Here is a 501-nt window from a genome sequence, read left to right on the forward strand (position 1 = left end):
GGTCGAACCGGTCAGCCAGTTGAGCAGCAGCATGGCGCGAGGATCGCCGGTCGCGGTGAGCACCAGGATCAGCGCGTCGAACAAGGCCGTCAGGGCAACGCCGGCAAGCAGCAGCCGCTCCGGCGCATAGGCGGCACGACGGCCGATCGCCAGCGTCACCAGCAAAGCGGCGAAGGCCCCGATCGTTGCCGCCGCCGTCTGAACCGGGCGCCCGGCATCGACGAGCGCAAACAGCGCCACCATCATGCCAAGGGCGGCACCGGCACTGATGCCCAGCACTTCGGGGCTGGCCATCGGATTGCCGGTCAGCCGCTGCATCATCAGCCCGGCAAGCGCCAGCATCGCCCCGGCACTCAGCGCGGCAAGCACGCGAGGCCACCGCCACGACAGCAAAGGCTGCAGCTCGTCGCCGAAGGCGAAGGTCCAGCCATGCGGACCCGGTTCATGGAGCAGGGCCAGCCCGAGCAGCAGAAGCAGAGCCAGGCCGAGTGCCATGAGAAC

1 protein-coding gene is annotated in these 501 nt (G+C 69.3%); it reads right to left on the reverse strand.

All coding sequences use genetic code 11. From position 1 onward, the window contains the following. On the reverse strand, positions 1-501 hold a 501-nt coding region (locus tag EN994_RS34695), incomplete at both ends, for an iron chelate uptake ABC transporter family permease subunit (RefSeq protein ID WP_164746588.1).

Origin of the sequence: Mesorhizobium sp. M7A.F.Ca.CA.002.09.1.1 (genome assembly GCF_003998555.1) — a bacterium.
Lineage (GTDB): Bacteria > Pseudomonadota > Alphaproteobacteria > Rhizobiales > Rhizobiaceae > Mesorhizobium > Mesorhizobium ciceri.